General features: G+C 41.5%; 19 protein-coding genes and 1 other annotated feature. All 19 genes read right to left on the bottom strand.

Annotated features, from left to right (window positions below; genetic code table 11):
* Positions 1–21: 21 nt before the first annotated feature.
* Positions 22–645, bottom strand: coding sequence for an orotate phosphoribosyltransferase (pyrE, locus tag MKX82_RS06875; protein WP_341075950.1), 624 nt, complete (start codon positions 643–645; stop codon positions 22–24).
* Positions 642–1358 carry an orotidine-5'-phosphate decarboxylase gene (gene pyrF, locus MKX82_RS06870; protein WP_233314452.1) on the bottom strand — a complete coding sequence of 239 codons (717 nt, stop codon included), beginning with the start codon at positions 1356–1358 and terminating at the stop codon, positions 642–644. Before pyrF ends, pyrE begins: the two co-directional genes overlap by 4 nt.
* Entirely contained in the window at positions 1330–2271 is a 942-nt protein-coding gene (locus MKX82_RS06865; RefSeq protein ID WP_233314453.1) for a dihydroorotate dehydrogenase, read from the bottom strand. The genes pyrF and MKX82_RS06865 overlap by 29 nt, the downstream gene beginning before the upstream one ends.
* Positions 2268–3047: a dihydroorotate dehydrogenase electron transfer subunit gene (locus MKX82_RS06860; protein ID WP_233314454.1), complete on the bottom strand. Its 780-nt coding sequence runs from the start codon at positions 3045–3047 to the stop codon at positions 2268–2270. Before MKX82_RS06860 ends, MKX82_RS06865 begins: the two co-directional genes overlap by 4 nt.
* Positions 3044–6256, bottom strand: a complete 3213-nt coding sequence (gene carB, locus MKX82_RS06855; RefSeq protein ID WP_341075945.1) for a carbamoyl-phosphate synthase large subunit — start codon at positions 6254–6256, stop codon at positions 3044–3046. The genes MKX82_RS06860 and carB overlap by 4 nt, the downstream gene beginning before the upstream one ends.
* The gene (locus MKX82_RS06850; protein ID WP_341075943.1) at positions 6243–7340 is read right to left on the bottom strand and encodes a carbamoyl phosphate synthase small subunit; all 1098 of its coding nucleotides are present in this window, start codon (positions 7338–7340) and stop codon (positions 6243–6245) included. The genes carB and MKX82_RS06850 overlap by 14 nt, the downstream gene beginning before the upstream one ends.
* A complete protein-coding gene (locus MKX82_RS06845) occupies positions 7337–8623 on the bottom strand; it encodes a dihydroorotase (RefSeq protein ID WP_251644596.1) in 1287 nt (428 codons plus the stop codon). Before MKX82_RS06845 ends, MKX82_RS06850 begins: the two co-directional genes overlap by 4 nt.
* Positions 8589–9524, bottom strand: coding sequence for an aspartate carbamoyltransferase catalytic subunit (locus tag MKX82_RS06840; protein WP_233314466.1), 936 nt, complete (start codon positions 9522–9524; stop codon positions 8589–8591). Before MKX82_RS06840 ends, MKX82_RS06845 begins: the two co-directional genes overlap by 35 nt.
* Positions 9525–9726: 202 nt before the next feature.
* Positions 9727–11043 (bottom strand): solute carrier family 23 protein, encoded by a 1317-nt coding sequence (locus tag MKX82_RS06835; RefSeq protein ID WP_233314468.1) that lies wholly within the window; start codon positions 11041–11043, stop codon positions 9727–9729.
* A 178-nt stretch (positions 11044–11221) separates the two neighbouring features.
* Complete coding sequence (gene pyrR / locus MKX82_RS06830) at positions 11222–11764, bottom strand: bifunctional pyr operon transcriptional regulator/uracil phosphoribosyltransferase PyrR (protein ID WP_233314469.1); 543 nt, start codon at positions 11762–11764, stop codon at positions 11222–11224.
* Positions 11765–11936: 172 nt separating this feature from the next.
* Complete coding sequence (locus tag MKX82_RS06825; RefSeq protein ID WP_233314470.1) at positions 11937–12848, bottom strand: RluA family pseudouridine synthase; 912 nt, start codon at positions 12846–12848, stop codon at positions 11937–11939.
* A complete protein-coding gene (gene lspA / locus MKX82_RS06820; RefSeq protein ID WP_245399854.1) occupies positions 12817–13350 on the bottom strand; it encodes a signal peptidase II in 534 nt (177 codons plus the stop codon). Before lspA ends, MKX82_RS06825 begins: the two co-directional genes overlap by 32 nt.
* Before the next feature lie 86 nt (positions 13351–13436).
* Positions 13437–13718: a hypothetical protein gene (locus MKX82_RS06815; protein WP_233314471.1), complete on the bottom strand. Its 282-nt coding sequence runs from the start codon at positions 13716–13718 to the stop codon at positions 13437–13439.
* A gap of 172 nt (positions 13719–13890) precedes the next feature.
* Positions 13891–16650 (bottom strand): isoleucine--tRNA ligase, encoded by a 2760-nt coding sequence (gene ileS, locus MKX82_RS06810; RefSeq protein WP_233314472.1) that lies wholly within the window; start codon positions 16648–16650, stop codon positions 13891–13893.
* Positions 16651–16746: 96 nt separating this feature from the next.
* Positions 16747–16973: a binding site (T-box leader), on the bottom strand.
* A 61-nt stretch (positions 16974–17034) separates the two neighbouring features.
* Positions 17035–17532, bottom strand: a complete 498-nt coding sequence (locus MKX82_RS06805; RefSeq protein ID WP_233314473.1) for a DivIVA domain-containing protein — start codon at positions 17530–17532, stop codon at positions 17035–17037.
* A gap of 206 nt (positions 17533–17738) precedes the next feature.
* Complete coding sequence (locus MKX82_RS06800) at positions 17739–18512, bottom strand: YlmH family RNA-binding protein (RefSeq protein ID WP_251644599.1); 774 nt, start codon at positions 18510–18512, stop codon at positions 17739–17741.
* A gap of 69 nt (positions 18513–18581) precedes the next feature.
* Positions 18582–18842, bottom strand: coding sequence for a YggT family protein (locus tag MKX82_RS06795; RefSeq protein WP_233314478.1), 261 nt, complete (start codon positions 18840–18842; stop codon positions 18582–18584).
* Positions 18843–18848: 6 nt separating this feature from the next.
* Positions 18849–19334 carry a cell division protein SepF gene (locus MKX82_RS06790; protein WP_233314480.1) on the bottom strand — a complete coding sequence of 162 codons (486 nt, stop codon included), beginning with the start codon at positions 19332–19334 and terminating at the stop codon, positions 18849–18851.
* A 12-nt stretch (positions 19335–19346) separates the two neighbouring features.
* Positions 19347–20024 carry a YggS family pyridoxal phosphate-dependent enzyme gene (locus tag MKX82_RS06785; protein WP_341075930.1) on the bottom strand — a complete coding sequence of 226 codons (678 nt, stop codon included), beginning with the start codon at positions 20022–20024 and terminating at the stop codon, positions 19347–19349.

Genomic DNA, 20024 nt, shown 5'->3' with positions numbered 1-20024 from the left:
CCGGGATTATCCTCCTTTTGTTTACTTGCCCCATTCAGCAGGGTTTTCCTTCCATGCCTGCAGGCTTGCAACATCACTTTCCTTAATGTAGCCATGTTGCTGTGCCACATGCAGAAGCGCTGTATAACTAGTTAAAGAATGGCTTTCTATATTTGCATCCTTCAACAGTTCTTTTCCTTTTGGCAGCTCGTATGTAAAGATCGATACAACTCCGAGCACCTCACAGCCGGCCTCACGCAGACTGTTTACAGCAGTAATTACACTGCCTCCTGTTGAAATTAAGTCTTCTACCACAACGACCTTTTGGCCTTTTTCCGCTTTTCCTTCAATTTGGTTGCCTTTGCCATGTTCCTTTGCCTTTGAACGGACGTATGCCATTGGCAAATCAAGCACATCACTTACCCATGCAGCATGAGGAATGCCAGCAGTAGCTGTTCCTGCCACTATCTCTGTTTCAGGGAAATTTTCTTTAATTAAGTCTGCCAATCCTTGAGCGATTTCTTTACGTACTTCTGGATAAGACAATGTTAAACGGTTATCACAATAAATGGGTGATTTTAATCCTGAAGACCATGTAAATGGATCATTGGGCTGTAAAAATACCGCTTTTATTTTTAGTAGCTGTTCTGCAATTCTTTCTTTCATAATGTTACACCTTCCCATTCTGTTTTGAACAATTGATAGCTTGCATACGGATCTTGTGCGCGTGTAATTGGTCTGCCGACAACAATGGCCGATACCCCTGATTCTTTAGCTGAGTGTGGTGTGGCCACACGCACCTGGTCTTGAACATCAGCTTGTGCCAATCGGATGCCTGGTGTTACTGTCAAAAAGTCTGCTCCAAGTTGTTCTCTGATCATGCTCGCTTCAAGGGGCGAACAAACGACACCGTCCATGCCTGCTTGTTTTGTAATCGCCGCATATTGAGCAACAGATTCATGCAATGGAAGCTTTATTTGCTGCCATGTTTGCATTTCTTCCTGTGAAGTACTTGTGAGTTGTGTTACAGCTATTGCGTATGGTCTTTTTTGTCCTGCAGTTGTTCCAGCCTCGAGGCCTTCAAGAGCGCTTTCCATCATGCGGATTCCTCCTGCTGCATGGACATTGACAAGATCTGCACCCAGTCCTGCGATATTGCGCATCGCGCTCTTCACTGTATTTGGTATATCATGGAGTTTTAAGTCAAGGAACACTTGATGGCCTTGTTCCTTTAATTCTCGTACGATATTCGGCCCTTCTTGATAGAAAAGCTCCATGCCTACTTTAACAAACAGCTTTTCCTCGTTAAAGCGGTCTAAAAAGCGGAAAACCTCTGTTTTGTCGGGAAAATCAAGCGCGATGATAAGTGAGTTGTTCATTCTTTCCCCAGCTCCTTCCTGTACATTCTGAGATGTGGTCTATTCCGTATTTGTCCAGTAATGCCGGCAGGTCCTCAATGATATTAGGACAGATGAATGGGTCTACAAAGTTTGCTGTGCCGACTGCAACAGCACTTGCGCCAGCATAGAAGAATTCAAGAACATCTTCTGCACTGGAAACCCCGCCCATGCCGATAATCGGGAGCTTTACATGCTGGCTCACTTCATAAATCATGCGAATAGCAACAGGCTTAATGGCAGGTCCTGATAATCCTCCTGATTTATTGGCAAGGATAGGATTGCCTGTCTTTAAATCAAGGCGCATTCCTAGCAATGTGTTAATCATAGTCAGGCCGTCTGCACCGCCCATTTCTACCGCTTTTGCCATTTCCACTATATTAGTGACGTTAGGCGACAGCTTTACGTAAACAGGTTTTCCCGAAACTTCCTTCACCTTTTTCGTCAAGCTTTTTGCCACTTCTGGAATGGTACCAAAGGCAATGCCCCCAGTCTTAACATTTGGACAAGATATATTAAGCTCCAATGCTGCCACATTTGGCGCCTTTGATATTTCTCTTGCGACCTCTATATAATCCTCTTCAGACGATCCTGCCACATTTGCGATAATCGGCACATCATAGCCACTTAACCACGGCAGCTCTTCGCCCATTACCTTTTTTAAGCCAGGGTTTTGCAGACCGATCGCATTCAGCATTCCAGAGTTAGTTTCTGCAACACGCGGTGTCGGATTTCCGAATCTTGGCTCTACCGTTGTCGCCTTAATCATTATTGCGCCTAATTTGCTCAGGTCATAAAGATTGCTGTATTCCCGCCCGAATCCGAAGCAGCCTGATGCAGGCATAATTGGATTTTTTAAACTCAAGCCTGGAAGCTCGACATTCAATCTGTTCATATTACTACCTCCCCTGCTTTGAATACTGGTCCGTCTGTGCAAATCTTTTTGTAGGAGATGCCTGTTGGGTCTTCTTTCGTATGACACACACATGCAAAGCATGCGCCAATGCCGCAGCCCATTCGTTCTTCTAAAGAAATATAGGCTCTTTCTTTAGCAAAGTTTTTCTCCAGATTTCTTAGCATTGGTGTCGGCCCGCATGAATAAAGAACATCATACTGGATATCTTCTTGTGTAATTACATCTGTAACAAACCCTTTTACACCCATTGTTCCGTCCACTGTTGCTACAAAAGTCGCTCCCATTGCAGCAAATTTCTGTTCATAGAAAGCTGCTGAAGCTGTTTGGAATCCAAGGACAATGACGACATTTACTCCTTTTGCTGTCAATTGCTGGGCAAGCTCGTATAATGGCGGAACACCGATTCCGCCTCCAACAAGCAAAGCGGTTTCTCCTCGTTTAGCTCCATCTACAGGAAAGCCATTCCCAAGAGGGCCAAGGACATCGATCAGCTCCTGCTCTTTTCTTTGTGCAAGCAGCTTCGTCCCCTTTCCTTCCGCTCTGTATATCATTGTGAAGGTATTCTCTTCGTGATTGATATTACATATGCTTATAGGTCTTCTTAATAAAGGATCAAAGCCGTCTGCGACCTTAATGTGTACAAACTGGCCTGGCGCGCTCATTTCATGAACAAGCTCACCTTTTAAGGTGAGCTCCATAATGTTTTCTGCTATTTCCTTGTGTGAAATCACGGTGCATTTTTCATTTTTGATCATGCAAGGACCGCCTCCCATTGCTTGCCTGCTTGTGTCATCGCTTCAGCAGAGAATGTCATTGATTCTACAACTCGCAGAATTGCTTCTGCTGTATCAAGAGAGGTTAGGCATGGAATTCCATTTTCAACTGATTCCCTTCTTATTCTGAAACCATCGCGAGCTGGCTGGCTTCCTTTAGAGAATGTGTTGATCACAAATTGCGCCTGTCCATCGCGGATGACATCAATCAATGTCGTGCCTTCGCCGCCGATTTTATCCACCACTTTGACTGGAATATTATTGTCCTGCAAAAACTCTGCTGTTCCGCTAGTTGCCATTAAGCTGTATCCAATATTGACGAAACGCTTCGCAAGCAGCAATGCTTCTTCCTTGTCCTTATCACCGATTGTAAGCAAAACTGTTCCAAATGTCTGGATTTTCATGCCAGAAGCAATCAATCCTTTATATAAAGCTTTCTCCAAAGTAATGTCTTTACCCATTACTTCTCCAGTTGATTTCATCTCAGGTCCAAGCGTTATGTCCACACGGCGCAGCTTCGCAAACGAGAAGACTGGAACTTTAACAAATACGCCCTGCTTTTCTTCAACAAGCCCGGATGTATAACCTTGCGCTTTCAAGCTGTTGCCCAGAATCACCTTTGTAGCGATTTTTGCCATTGGCACATTTGTGATTTTGCTCAAGAAAGGAACCGTTCTGCTTGAGCGCGGGTTAACTTCCAGTACAAACACTTCGCCTTTTGAAACAACATACTGGATATTCAAAAGCCCTACGATATTTAATCCTTTTGCTAGTTTCGTTGTATACTCAATCAATGTTTGTTTAATTTCCGCTGATAAGCTTTGCGGCGGATAGACCGCGATAGAATCACCTGAGTGAACCCCTGCTCTTTCAATATGCTCCATGATGCCTGGAATCACTACATCTTCCCCATCACAGATTGCATCTACTTCAATTTCCTTACCAGTTAGGTAGCGGTCAATCAAAATCGGCTGTCCTGGACTTGCCTCTACCGCCTTTTCCATATATGGAATCAGCTCTTCTTCTTTATATACAATCTGCATTGCTCTTCCACCCAGCACATAGGATGGGCGCACAAGCACCGGATACCCGATAGAGTCTGCTACTTTTACTGCTTCCTCTACTGTCAATGCCGTTTTTCCTTCAGGCTGTGGAATGCCTAATGCGTGCAGGCTGGATTCGAATTTATCTCTGTCTTCTGCTCTATCTAAATCTTCTAAGGAAGTTCCAAGAATCTTAACTCCTCTGTTTGCCAGCTCTGAAGCTAAGTTGATTGCTGTTTGTCCGCCGAATTGCACAACTACACCTTCTGGTTTTTCTAAGTCGATGATATGCATAACATCTTCAATTGTCAGTGGCTCAAAATACAGTTTGTCAGAAACGCTGAAATCTGTAGACACAGTTTCTGGGTTATTATTGATAATAATCGCTTCATAGCCTGCTTCTTTGATTGCCCAGACAGAATGGACTGTTGCATAGTCGAACTCGATTCCTTGTCCGATTCGGATTGGACCAGATCCTAATACGACGATGCTTTTCTTGTTTGTTACGACAGATTCATTCTCATCCTCATAGGTGCCATAGTAGTATGGTGTTTCGGATTCAAATTCAGCTGCACATGTATCAACCATCTTGTAAACTGGCACAAGCTTGTTGTCTTTTCTCCAGTTGTACACCTCAAGTTCAGTCGTATTCCATAATTTTGCAAGCTGTATATCAGCAAAGCCCTTTTCTTTAGCGATTTTTGCATATTCCAAATCAAACGGATGTTCTGCAAGCTGTCTTTCCAACTTGATAATACCTTCTAATTTATGCAGGAAGAATAAGTCTATTTTGCTCCAGTCATGGATTGTTTCAATGGAAACGCCTCTGTTTAATGCTTCTGCTACATAGAATAATCTTTCGTCACCTGCAACTCGAATTCTTTTTTCCAGAAGTTCATCACTAACTTTTTCGCCAGAATTCAATGCAAAGTGGTAAACCTTTGCTTCCAATGAACGGATTGCTTTTAGAAGCGATTCCTCAAATGTTCTGCCAATCGCCATAACCTCGCCAGTCGCTTTCATTTGCGTGCCTAGATTTCTTTTAGCAGATTCAAATTTATCAAACGGGAAGCGAGGGATTTTGCTTACTACATAGTCGAGTGCAGGCTCAAAGCTTGCATATGTTTTTCCTGTTACTGGGTTCATCATCTCATCCAATGTTAAGCCAACAGCGATTTTAGCAGCAAGCTTCGCGATTGGATAGCCGGTTGCTTTGCTGGCAAGCGCAGAGGATCGGCTTACCCTTGGATTTACCTCGATAATATAGTACTGGAAGCTGTCTGGATCCAGTGCCAGCTGCACATTACATCCACCCTCGATTTTTAGTGCACGAATAATCTTTAATGATGTGTTTCGCAGCATCTGGTATTCTCTATCGCTTAATGTTTGGCTTGGTGCAACTACGATGCTATCCCCAGTATGAATGCCGACAGGATCAATATTTTCCATGTTGCAGACTACGATTGCATTATCATTACTGTCGCGCATTACTTCATATTCGATTTCCTTAAATCCGGCAATGCTTTTTTCCAACAGACATTGTGTAACCGGGCTGTTTTTCAAACCGCTTGTCACGATTTCGTTCAGGTCATCATCATTATGACAGATGCCGCCTCCAGTTCCTCCTAATGTAAAGGCAGGACGAACGATAACTGGATAACCGATTTGTTCTACAAACGCTTTAGCTTCATCCATGTTATGAATAATTTCACTGTCAGGAACTGGCTCACCAAGTTCATTCATTAAGTTGCGGAATAAGTCTCTATCCTCTGCCTGCTGAATGGCAGAAAGCTTCGTTCCGAGAACTTCCACGCCGCATTCTTCAAGAACTCCAGCCTCTGATAGTTCGACAGCGAGATTTAAGCCTGTTTGACCGCCAAGTGTCGGCAGAATCGCATCAGGTCTTTCCTTGCGGATAATTCTGCTTACGAATTCTAGTGTCAGTGGTTCAATATAGACACTGTCTGCCATTTCTGTATCTGTCATGATTGTTGCCGGATTGGAATTGACCAGGATGACACGATATCCTTCTTCTTTCAAGGCCATACATGCTTGTGTTCCTGCATAGTCAAATTCTGCTGCCTGACCAATGATGATTGGACCTGATCCTATAACTAGTATGCTGTTAATATCTTTACGCTTTGACATATGCGGCACCATCCTTTTTCTGTGTTAGTATCATGGACATGAATCGATCGAATAAATAGTTCGCATCTTCTGGTCCTGGTGAAGCTTCTGGGTGGTATTGCACGGTGAATGCTAGATACTGTTTATGCTGCAATCCTTCAATCGTCCCGTCATTTAGTGCTAAATGAGTAATTTCTAAGTCTGTTTGTTCAATAGATTCTTCATTCACTGTGTAGCCGTGGTTTTGGGAAGTTAAGGAAACCTTGCCTGTCAGCAAATCTTTTACAGGGTGGTTAGAGCCTCTGTGTCCGAACTTCATTTTCTCTGTGTTTGCGCCGCTTGCTAATGCAAACAGTTGATGGCCTAAGCATATACCGAATAGTGGAACCTTGCCGATAATGCCCTTAATCGCTTCAATCGCCTCTGGAACATCCTTTGGATCTCCAGGTCCATTTGACAGCATGACACCATCTGGACTTAAAGACAGAATTTCTTCAGCTGTCGCATTATAAGGCACAACAATGACATCACAGTCACGCTGATTCAGCTCTCTTAAGATTCCATGTTTCATGCCGTAATCAACTAGCACGACCCGGCTTCCTCTGCCTGGACTTGGATATGCTTTTTTAGTTGACACTTGCTGTACTTGGTCTGTCGGCAGCTCGGAAGATTGCAGCTGTCTAATGACATCTTCTACATTCTCTTCCATGCTGCAGATTGCTCCTTTTAATGTACCGTATTTACGAATGATTCTTGTTAATTTTCTTGTATCAATCCCAGCAAGTCCTGGTATGTTCTTTTGTTTAAAAAACTCATCCAATGACAGCTCATTTCTCCAGTTAGACGGAGCATCACAAACTTCCTTCACAATAAATCCGTTAATTGCTGGTGCGATTGATTCAAAATCATCTCGGTTAATTCCATAGTTGCCTACTAATGGATATGTTAAAGTTACAATTTGACCGCAGTATGATGGATCTGACAAAATTTCCTGATACCCTGTCATACCTGTATTGAAGACTACCTCCCCAATAGTATTAGTATCTGCTCCAAAACCTTGCCCGATAAATACGGTACCATCTTCGAGAATCAGCTGTTTTTTCATGCGTGTACACTTTCCTTTCTCCAAGCGATTTTTCCGGCCACAATCGTTGTTTCAGGCCATCCTTGACAAACCCATCCTGCAAACGGGGTATTTTTCCCTTTAGATAAGAAGTTTTCTGGATTGATAGTCTCCTTATCTTCTAAATCTACGATGACAATATCTGCAGTTTTGCCGACTGCAATTGTTCCTGCTTCCAGCTTAAATGTTTCTGCCGGTTTATTTGTCAAAAAGCTGACTAGTTGCTGCAAGGTCATGATGCCTTCTTTTACAAAGTGTGTATATAAAAGCGGAAATGCTGTTTCCAAGCCGACAATTCCAAATGGAGCTAACTCAATTGGCTGTGCTTTTTCTTCTGCTGTATGCGGAGCATGATCTGTTGCAATGAAATCTATTGTTCCATCTAGCAAGCCTTCTATTAATGCTTCTCTGTCTGCTTTTCCTCTTAAAGGCGGGTTCATTTTATAGTTTGTGTCGATGCTAGGGATGTCCTCGTCACATAGTAATAAATGATGCGGTGACACTTCTGCTGTTACGTTAATGCCTGCTCGCTTCGCGTCTCTTACTACGCGGACAGATTCCTTTGTGCTGATATGGCAAACGTGGTAGTGACAATCTGCTGCCTCTGCAAGCAAGATATCCCTTGCTATATGTACAGATTCACAGACAGATGGAATGCCATTTAGGTTGTTCTCTTTAGAAAACTTCCCTTCATGAACTGACCCTTTATTTATAAGGCTGTTGTCTTCGCAATGAGCTACAATGGCCATATCAAGGCTTGCTGCAAGCTTCATCGCTTCAAGCATTTTTCCTGCTTCTTGAATACCAACACCATCATCTGTGAATGCAAATGCTCCTAATTCCTTTAAAGCTTTAAAATCTGTCAGCTCTGCACCTAATTGTCTGATTGTAATGGATGCATACGGACGAACATGAACATTTGCTGTTTCGTTAATGCGATTCATTAAATTTTGAAAGTTCTCGACTGTATCCGGGACTGGACGAGTATTAGGCATATTGGCGATTGTTGTGAATCCGCCTCTAGCAGCAGCCATTGTTCCGGTCGCAATTGTTTCCTTCTTCTCTCCGCCAGGCTCGCGCAAATGCACATGGACATCAATGAAACCTGGTGCTACCAGCTTGCCCTTAGCATCAATCACTTCTTCGGCTGCTGTATTAATCTGTGGAGCGATTTCAGCGATGACTCCGTCTTGAATGAGAATATCCTGTGTAATAAGTTCCCCTTTTTCATTAAGCAACTGGCCATTTTTGATAATCATTGACATGTACATTTCCTCCCTCAACTGATTGTAAAGATCTTTTTAATACTGCCATGCGGATGAATACTCCATTTTCCATTTGTTTAAAAATTCTGGACCGGTCGCATTCTACTAACTCATCTGCAATTTCTACATCCCTGTTAACAGGAGCAGGGTGCATAATAATGCTGCCTGGCTTCATGCGTCTTTCTCTTTCTGTAGTCAAACCATACATTTGATGATAATCTTCTTTTGTCCAAGAGGCTCCGCTTTCATGCCGTTCATGCTGAATACGCAGCAGCATGACAACATCGGAGGTTTCAATCGCAGTATCAATATCCTCATAGTTTGCTTCTTTCAGGATGCTGTCATCAAACCATTCTTTCGGCCCGGAGAAAACTACATTTGCACCAAGCCTTGTCAGCGCATCTGCATTCGACCTAGCCACACGGCTGTGGCGAATATCACCGATGATGCTGATTTTCAAACCATGGAAAGATTTAAATTCCTGTTTGATTGTCAGAAGATCAAGCAAGGATTGTGTCGGATGATTCCCGCAACCGTCTCCCGCATTGATAACAGGAATCTTAACTTTCCCGATTAGTTCCTGAAAGTAATTATCCTCGTTATGGCGGATAACAACACCGTTCACACCGATGCTTTCCAATGTCCGGACGGTATCATATAATGTTTCTCCCTTAACAACGCTAGAAGTAGTCGTTTCAAAAGGAATGACTTCAAGACCCAGCTTTCTTTCTGCTACTTCAAAGCTGCACTTCGTTCTTGTGCTAGGCTCAAAGAACAGGTTTGCTAAAAATAACTGCTTGGCTGGCTTCCACTCCTTCCCTTCTGCAAAGGCTTGTGCTTCCTCCAGTATTTCTTTTATTTCAAGCACTGTCAGTTCCGAGGTTGTTAATAAGTTTTCCATTATTTATTGCCTCCTTCATGGACTTTTTCTGCTATCGTCAATGTTTTTCGGGCAAAAAAAGCACCCATCTTTGAAAAATGGGTGCTAAAAGTTGAATGTTCTTGGCTAAAGATCCTTATTTAAGCCTGCTTAAATAAGCGGATCCCTTCGCCTAACCTTCAACACCCTTATAAGTCTCTCTGTACTTGTTTAAAAGGTGTAACTATTTAGTTTCTTTTACTGCTTCTTCTTCGAACAAGTCGTCTGTGGACTTTTCTCTTCCTGGAAGCACATAGTTTAAGATGATGCCTAGAATTGCTGCAAGTGCCATTCCTTCTAGTTTAAAGTCTGTACCGATATGAATGGAAGCTCCACCGATTCCAGTAACCAAAATTACTGATGCAATCACAAGATTTCTGTTTTTCGAGAAGTCCATTTTTGCATCTACCAAAATTCTCAATCCAGAGGATGCGATGATTCCGAATAACAGAATGGATACTCCCCCCATTACAGGTGTTGGAATCGATTGGATAAGTGCTGTAATCTTCCCGATGAATCCGAACAGGATGGCAAATACTGCTGCTCCCGCAAGAACATATACACTATATACTCTTGTTATTGCTAATACTCCGATGTTTTCACCGTAAGTTGTTTTTGGCGGTCCACCCATTAAGGAGGAAATTAAGGTTGCTGTACCATCACCTAAAATACTGCGGTGAAGTCCTGGGTCTTTAATATAATCTTTACCGACAACTTTGCTTAATACAAGCTGATGACCGATATGCTCTGCAAGTGTTACAACTGCGACTGGCACGAACAATGCCAGGATGGCGCTGTTTATCGTAAGGTCATAATCCCTGAATGGGAATATGAATTCTGGCATTGCAAGCCATTTAGCATCGATGACACCTTGGAAATCAACAACTCCTACTAATAATGCGTAAACGTAGCCAACGATAATCCCTGCAAGAATCGGAATGAAGCTGAATACTCCTTTACCGAAAATCGTGAATAATATCGTCGCAAGCAATGTTACTAATGCTACTGATAGATATAAGAGACTGTAAGTTTGATCTGGTGTACCGTTATTTTCATACATCGCCTGGCCGACTGCTGTTCCAGCAAGTGCAAGCCCGATTACCATGATTACTGGTCCGACAACGATTGGCGGCAGCAAGTTCATAATCCAGCGATAGCCACCTTTTTTAATAATCAATGCGACTATTCCGTATACAAGACCTGCTATGAAGGTTCCAATCATCGCAGCTCCAGGTCCGCCAAGCTCTTGTGCCGCAATCATTGGAGCGATAAAGGCAAAGGATGAGCCTAGATAGGCAGGAACTTTAAATCTCGTAATGAGGAGGAAAGCTAGTGTTCCCAGTCCGCTTGAAATCAATGCAATTGCTGGACTCAAGCCGATTAAGTATGGTACTAACACAGTTGATCCAAACATGGCGAATAAGTGCTGTAAGCTTAATGTAATCCATTGGGATGCATTTGGTTTATCTTTTATGCCGAGTATTGGCTTTGTTTGATTCATATTTTTCCCTCTTTCCATCTATGGTGCATGTACTTAGTTCGTGTTGTTAGTATACGCAATTCCAATAAAAAACCCCTTTTCGCATGGCAAAAAGGGGTTTTTGGACAGGTGAAAACACACCTGTATTCCATTTCCCCCTTTGAAGCCTCTCTGGACTGTCATTTAAAAAGGGTTATATTTAATTTTCGTATATATTTACTTCATCTTGACCATCAACTTCTACGAGCTCTACTACAATCTTTTCTGAGCTTGAAGTCGGAATGTTTTTGCCAACATAATCAGCGCGAATCGGAAGCTCTCTGTGTCCTCTGTCTACAAGGACTGCAAGCTGTATCGACCCAGGTCTTCCCACATCCATCAAGGCATCCATTGCTGCGCGGACTGTTCTTCCTGTGTACAGGACATCGTCCACAAGAATTACCTTAAGGTCCTCAATGCTTGTAGGGATATCTGAACCTTTAACAAGCGGCTCTTGATTCTCTGTCTTTTTGCTTAAGTCATCACGGTATAATGTAATATCCAATTCTCCAACCGTTATGCTTTTGCCTTCAATTTGCGAGATTTTTTCTGCAAGGCGGTTTGCGATATAAATTCCTCTCGTGCGAATACCGACTAATACGCAGTTCTCAATACCTTTATTCTTTTCAATGATTTCGTGCGCAACTCTCGTTAATGCTCTTCGAATCGCTTGGTCATCAAGGACTTGTGCCTTACGTGACATCTGCATCACCTTTTTCTTAAAATAAAAATCCTCCCACCTATTCAGTGAGAGGACAGACCGATAGCCGTTCATGGCTATCTAATGAAACAAATCCGATACCTTCTCAACCTCACAGGATTGACTTAAAGGACTTATTTAATTGAGTTAATCTTATAATAAAGCTCGAATTTTGTCAACGATTATTTCTAATATTATCTAGCAACTCTTCAAAATCTTTCGGAAGCGGTGCTTCAAATTCAATATATTCACCTGTTCTTGGGTGGTCGAATCCAAGGATGCCAGCATGAAGCGCCTGGCCGCCGATGTCGATCGTTTTTTTCGGTCCGTACTTAGGATCGCCTGCCAGCGGAAAACCGATGTATTTCATATGAACGCGGATTTGGTGCGTTCTTCCTGTTTCTAGCTGACATTCAATGAATGTATACTCACCGATGCGCTCTAATACGTGAAAATGAGTGACAGCATGCTTGCCGTTATCAACAACTGCCATTTTTTGACGGTCTTTAGGGTCTCTGCCAATCGGTGCATCCACTGTTCCGTAATCATGAGGTATGCTTCCATGAACAAGTGCTTTATATTTTCTTGTTACTGTTTTTGCAACAAGCTGGTTCACAAGGCTTTCATGAGCTGCATCATTTTTGGCAACCATTAATAGACCGGACGTATCTTTGTCAATGCGGTGGACAATCCCTGGTCGCATGACACCATTAATTCCAGAAAGATCTTTACAATGGGCCATCAAGCCGTTTACAAGTGTTCCTGTTACATGACCAGGGGCAGGATGTACAACCATCCCTTTTGGTTTGTTGACGACAATGACGTCACTGTCCTCATAATACACTTCCAAATCCATTTCCTCTGGCAGAACATCAAGCTCTGTTAATTCTGGAATTTCAATTGTAACAACATCATTCAAGATGCCTTTGTACTTTGTCTTTACCACATTGCCGTTCACAGTCACATGGCCGTCCTTAATCCATTGCTGCACTTGTGTGCGCGACCATTCTTTGTTGATAGTTGAAACGATTTTATCTATTCTTTCACTTACTTGTTCACTCTGAATGATATGTTCCCTTTTTTCCATTTTCTTTCTCCTTCTTTGCTTCTCTTTCCTCCTTTAGCATCACAATGATAAGCAATATAACACCAATTACTAAAGATGAGTCTGCAATATTAAATATAGGAAAATCATAATTGAAGATATACGTATTTACAAAGTCCACGACATACTGATGTCTGACGCGGTCAATAAAGTTTCCGATAGCCCCGCCAAGAATCAGGCCTAAGGAAACTCCATAAAGCAACTTGCCTTTTGCACCTTTCTGGATGAAATAAACGATGCCGACAATAACAACTGCTGTGATGATATAGAAGAATGTCATTTGCCCTTCCAGAATCCCCCAAGCAGCACCGCTGTTGCGATGGGATGTTATATAGAAGAAATTCTCAATGACAGTAATGCTTTCTCCAAGTTCCATCTTCGTTGCCACAAGCCATTTTGTCCATTGATCCAATGCAATGATTATAAGTGCAATTATGTAATAAAACACTAAAGTTTCCTCCAATTCTCGAGTCTCCTTTAGCATTTTAGCATAAACTACTTAAAAACGATAGCTTGTGCCGTCTTGAAGCTTATTTTTCTAAGGGTTCCTTCAAATAATGTAAGTTTTCTTTAGTGCAAGGACTTTCTGTAGTAGGTTTGCATTTGTTCCAAATCTTTTTTTGATTTGATGGTGGGCACAAGCTGCAATAATTCTGCGGGCATTAATTCTCCTGAAATTTCACATGTTCCGAATTGGCCATTTTCCAGCCTGCGCATTGATTCTTCCACATCCAGCAGCTCTGCCTCAATATAGTGGTTTATTTTTGAAGATCTTTTCACTCTAAGTGTGGCTTGTAGTTCTATTTGTGTCATACGGAGTTCTGTATAAAGCTTTTCAACATCAAGGTTCATGGCTAAATTCCTCCGTTTCTATGTTGTTACAGATAGCTTTTCCAAATTGATGTTCAAAAACCGGCTTAAGATTTAACAGGCATAACAACAATTTACGGAGGTGGAATTTTTTTTAGCTGAAGGGAAAACTGACCAAAAAAAACATTCCGGCTTTCGCCGGAATGTTAACTTATTAATAATTTTCTTGTACTACTGTTGCACAGCGAGCACATAATGTTGGATGTTCTTCAACAGTTCCAACATCAAGTGTTACTGTCCAGCATCTATCACATGTTTCTCCTTCTGCTTTTGCAACGACAATAGCAGTATTTTCTAATTTCAGCGCATTGTCTGGAGCTTCCTCAAACTTACCAGCAATTTCAAAGCCTGACACGATGAACAGCTGCTTCAAGTTCTCTTCGATGGAATCCAGCAATTCTTTCGCATCTTCACGTACATACAGGGAAACTTTCGCCGCAAGTGATTTACCGATTACTTTTTGATTGCGGGCTTCTTCTAAAGCTTTCAACACGTCATCGCGCAAGTTTAGGAACTTGCTCCATTTTTCTGTTAGAGCTTGTGCGTTGTCATATTCCACATATTCTGGGAAGTCTGTCAGCTGCACACTTTCTTCTTTAACAGATGTGATATGCTCCCAAACTTCTTCTGCTGTGTGCGGAAGAATCGGCGCCATCAATTTCACTAATGCAATCAAGCTTTCATACAATACAGTTTGAATAGCTCTTCTTTCATGATTATCTGCCGCTTCAATATAAAGGACATCTTTTGAGAAATCAAGGTAGAAGGAGCTCAAGTCTAATGTACAGAAATTGTTGATATCTGAGTAAATAGTTGAGAACTCAAATTTATCATAGGATACTGTAACATTTTTGATTAGATTATTCAGCTTCACTAACATATACTGATCTACTTCACGCAAGTTTTCATACGCAACAGCATTTTCTGCTGGGTTGAAATCAGCAAGGTTTCCAAGTAAGAAACGGAATGTGTTTCTGATTTTGCGGTAACCTTCTGTTACTTGCTTCAAGATAGCATCAGATACACGCACGTCTGCTTGGAAATCAACAGAAGCTACCCATAAACGCAAGATATCAGCACCAAGCTGATTCATTACTTTTGAAGGAACCATAACGTTTCCAAGAGACTTACTCATTTTTCTGCCTTCACCGTCTAAAACGAAGCCATGGCTTAATACACCTTTATATGGCGCTTTGCCTGTTACAGCTACAGCTGTAGATAGGGAGGAGTTAAACCACCCGCGATATTGGTCAGAACCTTCCAAGTAAAGGTCTGCAGGTCTTTGCAATTCTTCTCTTTCTTCTAGTACAGATTGATGAGAAGAACCAGAATCGAACCAAACATCCATGATATCTGTTTCTTTTGTAAAGTTTCCATTCGGGCTGCCAGGATGTGTGAAGCCTTCTGGAAGAAGTTCGTTTGCAGTTCTTTCAAACCAGATATTTGAACCATGCTCTCTAAACAAGTTAGAGATATGCTCGATTGTTTCGTCTGTTATGATGCTGTCACCATTTTCAGCATAAAATACCGGAATCGGAACACCCCATGCACGCTGTCTGGAAATACACCAGTCACCGCGGTCGCGAACCATATTGAATAATCTTGTTTCTCCCCATGCCGGAACCCATTTTGTTTCTTGGACTGCGTTAAGCAAGTCTTGTCTGAAATCTTTAATAGACGCAAACCATTGTGCTGTCGCACGGAAAATAACCGGTTTTTTCGTTCTCCAGTCATGCGGATAGGAGTGTGTGATAAATTTCAGCTTCAACAACGCTCCCGCTTCTTCTAATGCTTCTGTGATCGGCTTGTTAGCTTTATCATAGAATAAACCTTCAAATCCTGGCGCCTCGTCTGTCATAACACCTTTGTCATCAACTGGACAAAGAACTTCGAGATTATACTTTTGACCAACAATGAAGTCATCCTCACCATGTCCTGGTGCAGTATGAACACAGCCAGTACCTGCATCTGTTGTTACATGCTCGCCAAGCATTACTAATGATTCACGGTCATATAGTGGATGAAGTGCTTTAATGTATTCCAATTCAGAACCTTGAACCTCTTGGATGATAGCTGCTTCTTCCCATGCCACTTCTGTTTTAACTGCTTCTAGCAAGTCTTTAGCAACTAAATACTTGTTACCTTTTTCTTCCACTACAACATATGTCAAGTCAGGGTGAACAGAAATACCAAGGTTTGCAGGAATTGTCCATGGTGTTGTTGTCCAAATCACAATTTGTACATCTTCACTAAGCACATTCTTGCCATCCTTTACTTTAAAGCCAACATAGATGGATGGAGATTGTTTGTCCTGGTATTCAATTTCCGCTTCTGCCAAAGCAGATTCACTTGTAGGAGACCAATAAACCGGCTTTTTACCTTTATAAATATAGCCTTTTTTCGCCATTTCCCCGAACACTTTAATTTGTTGTGCTTCGTATGCAGGCTTTAATGTGATGTATGGATTTTCCCAATCAGCCCGTACACCTAGGCGTTTGAATTGCTCTCTTTGGCTGTCAATTTGGCCAAGAGCGTATTCTTCACACAGCTTACGGAACTCAGCGATTGTCATTTCCTTACGTTTAACACCTTTGTTAGTCAAAGCTTGTTCAATCGGCAATCCATGTGTATCCCAGCCAGGAACGTATGGTGCTTGGAAACCAGTCATCGACTTAAAGCGCACAATAAAATCCTTCAAAATTTTATTCAATGCATGTCCAATATGGATATCTCCATTCGCATAAGGAGGTCCGTCATGCAAAACATAAAGCGGACGGCCGCTAGTGCGTTCTTGAACTTTTTCATAAATATTCATTTCATTCCATTTTGCTTGAATTTCAGGCTCACGGTTTGGCAAGTTTCCTCTCATCGGGAAAGCCGTTTTCGGCATGAGCAAGGTATCTTTATATTCCATTAAAAATCCTCCAAATAATGTTCTAAATTCATGGTTTTTTGATGCGTTAGGGATGTATCTTGTGGTTTTTAGACAATAAAAAAACCCCTCATCCCAAAAAGGGACGAGAAGGTTTATTCTCCCGCGGTACCACCCTTATAGATAGTTAGACTATCCACTTAAGCATTTTTTAACGGTTATGAACCGCCTTTTCTTACTAAAAAGCCTTTCAGAAAAGGACTCAAGGGTGATATTCCAATTCCCGCTTATGCCAGGCTTCCACCGTCCCCAGCTCGCTTAAAATAAGCCAACAGTAATTGTACTGTCCCTATCAACGTACGCATGAATATTGTTTTGTGTACAAATTATAGGCTATTAACAGATGCTTCGTCAAGCTCTCTGCAATTATTTCGTTGAGTTAAGCTCTGATGCATCAAGCTCATATTCAAGCAAATGATCCCAATCATCGTTGTTCAGCATATCAAGCTGCGCTTCGATCAGCATTTTGAAGCGTGTGCGGAACACTTTTGACTGCTTTTTTAACTCTTCAATTTCCAATGCGATTTTTCTTGCTTTAGAAAGTGATTCATTGATAATGCGGTCAGCATTTTTTTCTGCTTCTTTAATGATCAGCTTTGCTTCTTTTTGAGCGTTTCGCTTTACTTCCTCAGCTGCCTCTTGAGCAACAACGATTGATTTATTTAATGTTTCTTCTATATTATTGTAGTGCCCGATGCGATCATCTAATTCACTAAGTCTTGCATCTAGTTCTTTTTTCTCACGAATTATATTTTCATAGTCCTTGATTATTTGGTCTAAAAACTCATTTACTTCATCTTCATCATAACCGCGAAATCCTTTGCTGAATTCCTTATTGTGAATATCCAACGGTGTTAATGGCATAATGCCACCTCCCAAACTTCAATTTCTTATGTATTTTTTTCGACAGCTTTTTTAGTATTCCTGCATTTCCAAAGAGAAAACGCCAAAAAAACAGGAAGTGAGACAAATTATACTGTTGAAAATATTGTAACATAGATAATATATAAATAACTATGGAATTTTGGAATGACATGAAAATTATTAGTGTTTGTAAAACAAATGACTGATTATTTTAATTTGCCGATAACAATCCGCCATTTATCTTTTTTTGTTTTACCTTCGAGTGATTTAATGATTGACCTACCATGTCCTCTGACGGAAATAACATCTCCTTCTTCACAAGTAAAAGAGATGTTTTCCACAGTACCCCAGTTTACTTTCACATGACTTGCTGCAATGTAGCCTTGGGCCTTTTGTCTCGAAATATTGTAAATAGCAGCAATCGTTGCATCAAGCCTTAATGAGGTAAGTGTTGTGCTTGTTTCAACCCATTCTTCCTCTATAGCAATTGCCCTCTCCCAAGGAATTGGATGTAACGATACCTTTGCTTTTCCGATAGAGTCAAGCTGCAAGCGGATGTAGTCTTCTACTTCTTTACCTACAATCAGCTGAACATCGCCGTCCTTAATGAGAATATCCCCAAACTTACTGCGCGATAATCCTAATGACATAATACTACCAAGCACTTGCGGATGCTCAATCGTAACAAACTTTTTCGCATACTCGATATTTTGTAAGGACAGCTGAAAGTCCGCTTGCTCTACTTCATAGTAGGAAGGATACAGCAATGCCCGTTTTCTTTCAGCAGCTCTCGTCCCGCCAGAAAACGATACTAAAACATCTGCATTTTGTCCAATAATTGTATTAACAATCTTCTGTTCGCGAGGATCTAAAAAATCTGTCAGTTTCGGCGCATAAGCATCCTCCACATATTGACGCCAATTAAGCACTTGATCAATGAATTCCTTTTCCTCTGGCCGAAAATGCTGGTATATCGACATATTACAAACTCCTTTAATAGATGTATCTAAATGACTGCATGAAAAAAGGGCTTAATGTAAGCCCTGATTTTAAAACCATAGAAATAACTGTCTAACACCATTGCCTGCTAAATTCAAAACAAAGATAGCCACAATCGGAGAAATATCAATCATACCGATTGGCGGAATTATCTTTCTGAACTGCTCTAAATACGGTTCACAAATACGGGCAAGGAAGATTCCGATTCCAGTTTCTCTTGCATTAGGTATCCATGACATGAAAATATAAATGATCAGCGCATAAGAGTAATAAGTTAGTACTCTTGAAATAATTAAAAAGACCAAATCCATCTAAGATTACCACCTCGCATTTTCAAATTCAGTTTCTTGAAGTATTTGGGAGATGTTCCCTGATACTTCGACATTATCCGGTGTGCATAGGAAGATATCTGTACCCACTTTTTGGATGTCTCCCCCGATTGCATAAACAGTTCCGCTTAAGAAATCGACGATTCGTTTTCCTTGTTCTTTATCAATTCTTTGCAGGTTCACGACAACTGCACGTCTATTTTTTAACTGGTCCGCAATATCCTGTGCTTCTGCATAAACTCTTGGCTCAACCAAAAATACTTTGGACGACTTTTGCACGCTTTGCAAGCTAACAACATTTTGTTTTTGCTGCTGAACAGGCTGTTGCTGTTGTTGCTGCTGTTGAAAATAGGACTGTGTTGGCTGCTGTCTCTGTTGATTTCTCACTGGCTCCTGCTCCTGTTCATACTCTTCTTCCTCATAATCTTCATCTTCTAAGAAAAAAAATGTTTTTATTTTCGACTTTATACTCAATTTCTAAACCTCCTATTTATCGCTGCCAACGAGTGCTGTGCCGATACGAATCATCGTTGCACCTTCTTCAATGGCAATCGAGTAGTCGTTAGACATTCCCATGGAAAGCTCCGTGCACGGGGCATTGCTGATTTTTAAGCTCTGAACTTCTGTTTGCAGTGCTTTTAAGTTACGGAAGCAGCTGCGCAGAAACTCTTCGTTATCTGTAAATGGCGCCATTGTCATTAAGCCGACTATTTCGATATTTGGAAATGCATCGAGGCTTTTGATGAAGTCAATTGTCTCCTCAGGGGCAATGCCGTGCTTAGATTCTTCTTGCGATACATTGACCTGAACAAAACACTTGATCTTTTTGGATGCACGCTTATTAATTTCTTTGGCTAAGGATAAGCGGTCCAAGGAATGGATATAATCCACATGATCAATAATGCTCTTCACCTTACGCGTTTGCAAGGAACCGATAAAATGCCAAACCGGCTCGTCCATCAGCACCTCACGCTTGGCAAGCAAGCCTTCTTCCCGGTTTTCGCCAAGATTGGTCACACCTGCATCTACTGCCTCTTTTGCCCTTTCTATTGTAACATATTTTGTCACTGCGATAATGGTGATATCTTCAACAGATCTATTGACTTTTTCACAAGCCAATTTCATCTTTTCCCTAATTTCTTGCAAATTAACCTTTACTTGCAT

Source organism: Niallia sp. FSL R7-0271 (assembly GCF_038005785.1).
GTDB lineage: Bacteria > Bacillota > Bacilli > Bacillales > Cytobacillaceae > Niallia.
This window is presented reverse-complemented; position numbering and strand designations above follow the sequence as displayed.

Excerpts from the sequence above, each read along its gene's own strand:
- pyrE (WP_341075950.1), bottom strand. The coding sequence starts at position 645 with ATGAAAGAAAGAATTGCAGAACAGCTACTAAAAATAAAAGCGGTATTT.
- pyrF (WP_233314452.1), bottom strand. The coding sequence starts at position 1,358 with ATGAACAACTCACTTATCATCGCGCTTGATTTTCCCGACAAAACAGAG.
- MKX82_RS06865 (WP_233314453.1), bottom strand. The coding sequence starts at position 2,271 with ATGAACAGATTGAATGTCGAGCTTCCAGGCTTGAGTTTAAAAAATCCA.
- MKX82_RS06860 (WP_233314454.1), bottom strand. The coding sequence starts at position 3,047 with ATGATCAAAAATGAAAAATGCACCGTGATTTCACACAAGGAAATAGCA.
- carB (WP_341075945.1), bottom strand. The coding sequence starts at position 6,256 with ATGTCAAAGCGTAAAGATATTAACAGCATACTAGTTATAGGATCAGGT.
- MKX82_RS06850 (WP_341075943.1), bottom strand. The coding sequence starts at position 7,340 with ATGAAAAAACAGCTGATTCTCGAAGATGGTACCGTATTTATCGGGCAA.
- MKX82_RS06845 (WP_251644596.1), bottom strand. The coding sequence starts at position 8,623 with ATGTCAATGATTATCAAAAATGGCCAGTTGCTTAATGAAAAAGGGGAA.
- MKX82_RS06840 (WP_233314466.1), bottom strand. The coding sequence starts at position 9,524 with ATGGAAAACTTATTAACAACCTCGGAACTGACAGTGCTTGAAATAAAA.
- MKX82_RS06835 (WP_233314468.1), bottom strand. The coding sequence starts at position 11,043 with ATGAATCAAACAAAGCCAATACTCGGCATAAAAGATAAACCAAATGCA.
- pyrR (WP_233314469.1), bottom strand. The coding sequence starts at position 11,764 with ATGTCACGTAAGGCACAAGTCCTTGATGACCAAGCGATTCGAAGAGCA.
- MKX82_RS06825 (WP_233314470.1), bottom strand. The coding sequence starts at position 12,848 with ATGGAAAAAAGGGAACATATCATTCAGAGTGAACAAGTAAGTGAAAGA.
- lspA (WP_245399854.1), bottom strand. The coding sequence starts at position 13,350 with ATGCTAAAGGAGACTCGAGAATTGGAGGAAACTTTAGTGTTTTATTAC.
- MKX82_RS06815 (WP_233314471.1), bottom strand. The coding sequence starts at position 13,718 with ATGAACCTTGATGTTGAAAAGCTTTATACAGAACTCCGTATGACACAA.
- ileS (WP_233314472.1), bottom strand. The coding sequence starts at position 16,650 with ATGGAATATAAAGATACCTTGCTCATGCCGAAAACGGCTTTCCCGATG.
- MKX82_RS06805 (WP_233314473.1), bottom strand. The coding sequence starts at position 17,532 with ATGCCATTAACACCGTTGGATATTCACAATAAGGAATTCAGCAAAGGA.
- MKX82_RS06800 (WP_251644599.1), bottom strand. The coding sequence starts at position 18,512 with ATGTCGATATACCAGCATTTTCGGCCAGAGGAAAAGGAATTCATTGAT.
- MKX82_RS06795 (WP_233314478.1), bottom strand. The coding sequence starts at position 18,842 with ATGGATTTGGTCTTTTTAATTATTTCAAGAGTACTAACTTATTACTCT.
- MKX82_RS06785 (WP_341075930.1), bottom strand. The coding sequence starts at position 20,024 with ATGCAAGTAAAGGTTAATTTGCAAGAAATTAGGGAAAAGATGAAATTG.